Here is a 341-nt window from a genome sequence, read left to right on the forward strand (position 1 = left end):
CGACATGGCGATCCGCTTCGATGGCGTCTCGATCGACAGGTCGCCAGGGCCGGTCGCCGTCACCGCCGCCGCCGAATTGTCGATGACAAAGCCGTCGGGCACCGTGAACGACACGCCGAGGCCCGGATGCAGGAAGGTCTGGCCGCGCACATAGCCCTCTTCCGGCGTGTCGCCGTAGAGCAGCCCGTCAATGCCGGCCAGGAAGGCGTCGCGGTCGCGCGTGCCGATGCCCGGCGGGCCGAAGTTGCGGGCAAGCCGCTGGGCAAGCTCGATGCGCTGCGGCGTGTTTGGATGCGTGGCCAGGAAGTCGAGGCTGGCATCGGTGGCGCCGCTGATCGAGC

Annotated in this window: 1 pseudogene; it reads right to left on the reverse strand. The window is 69.5% G+C overall.

The window, feature by feature from the left end:
• A pseudogene (locus tag EN862_RS35265) lies at positions 1–341 on the reverse strand (metalloprotease); the annotation flags it as partial.

Origin of the sequence: Mesorhizobium sp. M2E.F.Ca.ET.219.01.1.1, assembly GCF_004016445.2 — a bacterium.
Taxonomy (GTDB): domain Bacteria; phylum Pseudomonadota; class Alphaproteobacteria; order Rhizobiales; family Rhizobiaceae; genus Mesorhizobium.